Annotated in this window: 5 protein-coding genes; all 5 read right to left on the reverse strand. The window is 68.0% G+C overall.

All coding sequences use genetic code 11. The annotated features are described in order from the left end of the window. Positions 1-117 precede the first annotated feature (117 nt). Positions 118-1,293 (reverse strand): phosphoserine transaminase, encoded by a 1,176-nt coding sequence (locus A6302_RS18830; protein ID WP_069308324.1) that lies wholly within the window; start codon positions 1,291-1,293, stop codon positions 118-120. Between the two features lie 217 nt (positions 1,294-1,510). Next, a complete protein-coding gene (locus tag A6302_RS23205) occupies positions 1,511-1,756 on the reverse strand; it encodes an outer membrane protein (protein WP_169833632.1) in 246 nt (81 codons plus the stop codon). Continuing rightward, positions 1,753-2,256 (reverse strand): porin family protein, encoded by a 504-nt coding sequence (locus A6302_RS23210; RefSeq protein WP_169833633.1) that lies wholly within the window; start codon positions 2,254-2,256, stop codon positions 1,753-1,755. Before A6302_RS23210 ends, A6302_RS23205 begins: the two co-directional genes overlap by 4 nt. 393 nt (positions 2,257-2,649) lie before the next feature. After that, the gene (glmM, locus tag A6302_RS18840; RefSeq protein ID WP_069308325.1) at positions 2,650-3,996 is read right to left on the reverse strand and encodes a phosphoglucosamine mutase; all 1,347 of its coding nucleotides are present in this window, start codon (positions 3,994-3,996) and stop codon (positions 2,650-2,652) included. A 264-nt stretch (positions 3,997-4,260) separates the two neighbouring features. Then, the gene (gene ftsH, locus A6302_RS18845; RefSeq protein WP_069308326.1) at positions 4,261-6,186 is read right to left on the reverse strand and encodes an ATP-dependent zinc metalloprotease FtsH; all 1,926 of its coding nucleotides are present in this window, start codon (positions 6,184-6,186) and stop codon (positions 4,261-4,263) included. Positions 6,187-6,446: the final 260 nt, after the last annotated feature.

The raw sequence follows: 6,446 nt of genomic DNA on the forward strand, positions 1-6,446 counted from the left end.
CGCGGCGCTGCGTCAAATGCAGGCGGTCACGGGGTTCCGTGGCGCCGCCCCCCTCATCCGGCCGCTGCGCGCCACCTCTCGCAAGGGGAGAAGGGTTTTCAAGCTATCAGCCGTCCGTCACGCCGCCTTGGCGAGGTCGGCGACGCAGACCGCGAAGGCCCAGTCGAGCCAGGGGGTGAGCGCCGCGACGTCGGCGGTCTCGACCGTGGAGCCGCACCAGATGCGCAGGCCGGGCGGGGCATCGCGATAGGCAGCGGCGTCGAAGGCGACGCCTTCCTTCTCCAGAAGCCCGGTGAAGGCCTTGACGAAGGCCTGCTGGCCGGCCTCGTCGAGCGCGGTCACGCGCGGATCGACGAACTTGAGGCAGACGCCCGTGGTGGAGCGATGCTCCGGCACGGCGCAGAGGAAGTCGATGTAGGGGGTGGTCTCCACCCAGTCGAACAGCACCTTCGCGCTGGCCTCGCTGCGGGCGACCAGACCGTCGAGCCCGCCGACCGACTTGCCCCATTTGAGGGCGTCGAGATAGTCCTCGACGCAGAGCATCGACGGGGTGTTGATCGTCTCGCCCTTGAAGATGCCCTCGATCAGCTTGCCGTTCTTGGTCAGCTGGAAGATCTTCGGCAGCGCACGGTCGGGCGTGAAGCTTTCGAGCCGCTCCACCGCGCGCGGCGACAGGATCAGCATGCCGTGGGCCGCCTCGCCGCCCATCACCTTCTGCCAGGAGAAAGTGACGACGTCGAGCCGGTCGAAGGGCAGGTGCATCGCGAAGGCCGCCGAGGTGGCGTCGCAGATGGTGAGGCCCTTGCGGTCGGCGGGGATGAAGTCGGTGGCCGGCACGCGCACGCCGGCGGCGGTGCCGTTCCAGGTGAACACCACGTCGTGGTCGAAGTTCACCTCGTGGATGGCCGGCAGCACGCCGTAGGGCGCGGTGAAGGTGCGCGCCTCGGGCAGCTTCAGCTGCTTGACGACGTCGGCGACCCAGACGCTGCCGAAGGCTTCCCAGGCGACCACGTCCACCGGACGCGGGCCGAGCATCGACCACATCGCCATCTCGACGGCGCCGGTGTCGGAGGCCGGAACGATGCCGATGCGGTAGTCCGCCGGAACCTTGAGAATTTCGCGGGTAAGCTCGATCGCTTCCTCAAGCTTGGACTTGCCGAGCTTGGCGCGGTGCGAGCGGCCGAGGGCGGCATCCGCCAGCGCCTCGAGCGACCAGCCCGGGCGCTTGGCGCAGGGGCCGGATGAAAAACGGGGATTGGCCGGCTTGCGGGCCGGCTTCGCGGTCGTCGTCATGTCTGTCCATCCTTTCAGATGGGCGCGCCTCGTTGGGGAGGCGTGTCCCGCTGCCGGAAATACGCTCCGGCGGGCAGGGCGTCAAGCGACATCGGCGCCGCCCTCCCCGCGCCCTGCCCGTCCGGACGACGGCGTGGACGCGAAAAGGGCGGCGTCCGCGTGGACGCCGCCCGGTTCATGTCTGCAAGGTCAGGCCGGCCGTGCGGCCGGTCCGGTCTCAGTAGAAGGCGTAGCGCAGACCGACGCGGATCTCGTGCGCCTGGATGTCGTCGGTCGAGGCGTCGGTGGTGCACAGGCACTGGGTGGTGACGGTGCCGAGGCTCGCTTCGCCGAGGTTCAGGTAACGGTAGTTGACGTCGACCGACAGGCGCTCGGTGAAGGCGTAGGACGCGCCGGCCGTCAGGGCCCAGGCGAAGTTCCACTTCGAGTCGCCGCCGCCGGCTTCGCCGAGGTCGGAGGTCACGTTGGCGGTCGAGAGGTAGGCCGCACCGATGCCGGCGCGACGTAGGGCGTCAGGCCGCTGTAGGTGCCAAGGTCGGCGTAGACGTTGACGAGGGTGGTGAACACCTCGAGCTCGGACTTGGCGCCGATGCTGTCGACGGTGCAGCCGCTGACGCAGGTGATCGTGCCGCTCATGTCGGCGCCGAACTCGTAGTCGGCGGTGATGTCGGCGCGCAGGAATTCGTTGAACTTGTAGCCGACGCCGGCGCCCACCATCCAGGTGTCGTCGATCGACGTGCCGCTGACCGTGCCGGCGAAGTCGTCGGCAAAGTCGATGTCCGGATCCTTGTAGATCTTGTAGCCGATGTCGCCCCGAAGATACCAGCCGCCGACGGTCTCGAGCGGGATGACTTCCGGGGTTTCGATGATCGGCTCATAGGGCATGTCGGCGGCAAGAGCCGTCGTCGCGGACAGGGCGACCGCGCCAAACATGACCAGCGAAGCTTTGGCAAGCGTGCGCATGCGAGAGTTCCTTCTCCATCCATCCGCGGCACAGGGGCCGTCGAGCAGCTGTTCTGCTGAAATCAGACTAGGACGGAAGGGTTAAGCAGTGCTTAACCACGTTGGGTAACCTTAATTTTTTACGTTAAGAGAAGGTAAACGTCGAAAATTTACTTTACCGGATATTAACCGTCGGAAGGCGACGGACAGGCCCTGCTGCCCGGTTTGTCCAAAGGCAAGGCCGGCGCACCCGACCTCGTCCTTCGAGACGGCCCTGCGGGCCTGCCCAGGATGAGGCCTCCGGATGGTCCCTGTTTTCGCGGTCGATTGCCCTTTCCCTCACCCTGAGGAAGCCCGCAGGGCCGTCTCGAAGGGCGACGGAAAGCCCGGAGGCCCCGCACGCGGCCCCCGCCCTCAGGCGGCGGCCTTGCCGATGGCCGTGATGATGTCGTCCACCGCCGCGCTGACGAGGCTGGCGTTCTCGCCCTCCCCCATCACCCGGATCAGCGGCTCGGTGCCGGACGGGCGCACGACGATGCGGCCGGTGGCGCCGAGACGGGCCGTGGCCTCGGCGATCGCCGCCGAAACGGCGTCGGTCTCCAGCGGCCGGCCGCCCTTGACGCGGATGTTCTTCAGGATCTGCGGCATCGGCTCGAACTTGTGGCAGACCTCGCTGACCGGGCGGCCATGCTTCTGCACGCAGGCGAGCACCTGCAGCGCCGCGACCAGGCCGTCGCCGGTGGTCGAATAGTCGGACAGCACGATATGGCCGGACTGCTCGCCGCCGACATTGTAGCCTTCGGCGCGCATCGCCTCGACCACATAGCGGTCGCCGACCTTGGTGCGGTGGAGCGACAGGCCCTTGCCGGCAAGAAAGCGTTCGAGGCCGAGGTTCGACATGATGGTGGCGACGATACCCGGCCGCGCCAGCCGGCCGTCCTCGGCAAAGCTTTCCGCGACCACGGCCATCAGCTGGTCGCCGTCGACCACCCGGCCCTTCTCGTCGACGAGGATCACCCGGTCGGCGTCGCCGTCCAGCGCGATGCCGATGTCGGCGCGCACCTCGTGCACCTTGGCGCAGACCGCATCGAGGCTGGTGGAGCCGCATTCGCGGTTGATGTTGAGACCGTCCGGGTTGACGCCGATCGGCACGACTTCGGCGCCGAGTTCCCACAGCACGTCCGGGGCGACCCGGTAGGCGGCGCCGTTGGCGCAGTCGACCACGACCCGCAGGCCCTCGAGGCTGATCGCGCGCGGCAGGGTGCGCTTGGCATATTCCACATAGCGGTCGCGCACGCCGTCGAGCCGCTTGGCGCGGCCGAGTTCGGACGGGCTGGCGAGGCTGCGCGACATGTCGCTCTCGATCATCCGCTCGATCTCGCCCTCGATCTCGTCCGAGAGCTTGTAGCCGTCCGGGCCGAACAGCTTGATGCCGTTGTCGGCGAAGGGATTGTGCGAGGCGGAGATCATCACGCCGAGGTCGGCGCGCAGCGAGCGGGTGAGCATGGCGATGCCCGGCGTCGGCACCGGGCCGCACAGCACGACGTCCATGCCGACCGCAGTGAAGCCGGCGGTGAGCGCCGGCTCGATCATGTAGCCGGACAGGCGCGTGTCCTTGCCGATCACCACCCGGTGGCGATGATTGCCGCGCTTGAAGGCGAGGCCGGCGGCCATGCCGACCTTCATCGCCACGTCGGGCGTGATCGGCCAGGAATTGGCCGTGCCGCGGATGCCGTCGGTGCCGAAGTAGCTGCGTGTCATGTTGGGTCCGCCGTGTCGGTCGGAGGTCAGCGGGCGCTTGCGGCCCTGCGCTGCCTGCCGGAAAAAGGAGATCGCCGTCCGGCGGCCACGGCCGGCCGGCTCCTGCGAGGAATACTCCAGATCATCGGGCGGAATGGTTCAAAATTTGTGTTCGTCTGTGACGAATGCGAAGGAGAGGCGGCGCGCAGGGGCCGTCGCCAAGACGACGATGCCCGCGCCAGGGCGCGGGCATCGAGGAAAGGCAGGCGCGGTTCGGCGCGGGCGTCAGCCCGGCTGCGGCTCGAGGCCGCCGCCCGGCTCGTCGCGCGGACGGGTCGGACCGACGTGGGGCACGGCCGAGCCGCGCGAGGGCGGCGGCTCGTCGAAGGCATCGCGCGAGGGGCGCTTGCCGTCGAGGATGCCGCGCAGCTCGTCGCCGGTCAGGGTCTCGAACTCGAGCAGCGCCTCGGCGATCGCGACGAACTTGTCGTGATAGTCGGTGAGGATCCGGCGGGCTTCCTGCTCGCCCTCCTCGATCAGCCGGCGCACCTCCTCGTCGATCAGCTTGGCGGTCGCCCCCGAGATGTTGGTCGACTGGCTGACCGAATGGCCGAGGAAGACCTCCTGCTCGTTGGAGCGGTAGCGGACGCGGCCGAGCTTCTCGCTCATGCCCCATTCCATCACCATCGAGCGGGCAAGGCTGGTCGCCTGCTGGATGTCGCCCGAGGCGCCGGTCGTCACCTTTTCCGGACCGAAGGTCATGATCTCGGCCTCACGGCCGCCGAAGGCCATAACGAGGCGGGCCATCGCCTTCTCGTAGGTCCAGTTGAAGCGGTCGCTTTCCGGCAGGGTCATCACCATGCCCAGCGCGCGGCCGCGCGGGATGATGGTCGCCTTGTGGATCGGGTCGATGGTCTTGTTCATCACCAGCGCGATGATGGCGTGGCCGGCCTCGTGATAGGCGGTGTTGCGCTTCTCCTCGTCGGTCATCGCCAGCGACTTGCGCTCGGCGCCCATCATCACCTTGTCCTTGGCATCCTCGAATTCCAGATGCGTGACCAGACGGCGCCCGCGACGGGCGGCCAGCAGCGCCGCCTCGTTGACGAGGTTCATCAGGTCGGCGCCCGAGAAGCCGGGCGTGCCGCGGGCCAGCACCTTGAGATCGACGTCCGGCGCCAGCGGCACCTTGCGGGTATGGACGCGCAGGATCTTCTCGCGGCCGTTGAGGTCCGGGTTCGGCACCATGATCTGGCGGTCGAAGCGGCCGGGACGCAGCAGCGCCGGGTCGAGCACGTCGGGCCGGTTGGTGGCGGCGATGATGATCACGCCCTCGTTGGCCTCGAAGCCGTCCATCTCGACGAGCAGCTGGTTCAGCGTCTGCTCGCGCTCGTCGTTGCCGCCGCCGAGGCCGGCGCCGCGATGGCGGCCGACCGCGTCGATTTCGTCGATGAAGATGATGCAGGGCGCGTTCTTCTTGGCCTGCTCGAACATGTCGCGCACGCGGGAGGCGCCGACGCCGACGAACATCTCGACGAAGTCCGAACCGGAGATGGTGAAGAACGGCACGCTGGCCTCGCCGGCGACGGCGCGGGCCGTCAGCGTCTTGCCGGTGCCGGGCGGGCCGACCAGCAGCACGCCGCGCGGAATGCGGCCGCCGAGACGCTGGAACTTCTGCGGATCCCGCAGGAATTCCACGATCTCCATGAGGTCTTCCTTGGCCTCGTCGATGCCGGCGACATCCTCGAAGGTGACGCGGCCGTGCGCCTCGGTCAGAAGCTTGGCCTTGGACTTGCCGAAGCCCATGGCCTTGCCGCCGCCGCCCTGCATCTGGCGCATCACGAAGATCCAGATGGCGAGGATGATGATCATCGGCATCCAGTTGATCAGCACGCCGAGCAGCGAGAAGCCCTCGCCGGCCGGCTTGGCCGAGACCTTCACGCCCTTGGCCGTCAGCGCGTCCACGTAGTTGGCGCCCTCCGGCACATAGGTCTGGAAGGTGCCCTGGCGGCTGCCGCCGTAATGGCCGGTGACGTTGCGATCCATGATCGTCACGTCGGCGACGTTGCCCTGATCGACATCGGCCATGAACTGGGAGAAGGGAATGTCGTTGGTCGCCTGCCGCTGCCCCGGGCTCTGGAAGAGCTGGAAAAGCGCGATCAGCAACAGGGCGATGATCACCCAGAGCGCGAAGTTCCTGAAATTGGTGTTCATTGTCGTTCCTTGCACCCGGTGTCCCGGTGCCGCACAGAGTACCGGGCCAGCCCCCGACGGGCGCACCCTATAGATCGTGAGTTAAGATAGGTCTACGTGGGGGTCTTGCCAACCCGTGGCCGCCGCTTCGGTCCTGCACGTCTGCGCAGCCACTTCCACCCGCAGCTTCCCGGCCGGAAACCCCGGCGCGGCGGGCCGTTCACCCTGTTCGAGGAACAGCGCCGGCAAAGTCTCGCGCGCGGCCGCAGGCCCCGGCCAGC

Origin of the sequence: Methylobrevis pamukkalensis, from assembly GCF_001720135.1 — a bacterium.
Lineage (GTDB): Bacteria > Pseudomonadota > Alphaproteobacteria > Rhizobiales > Pleomorphomonadaceae > Methylobrevis > Methylobrevis pamukkalensis.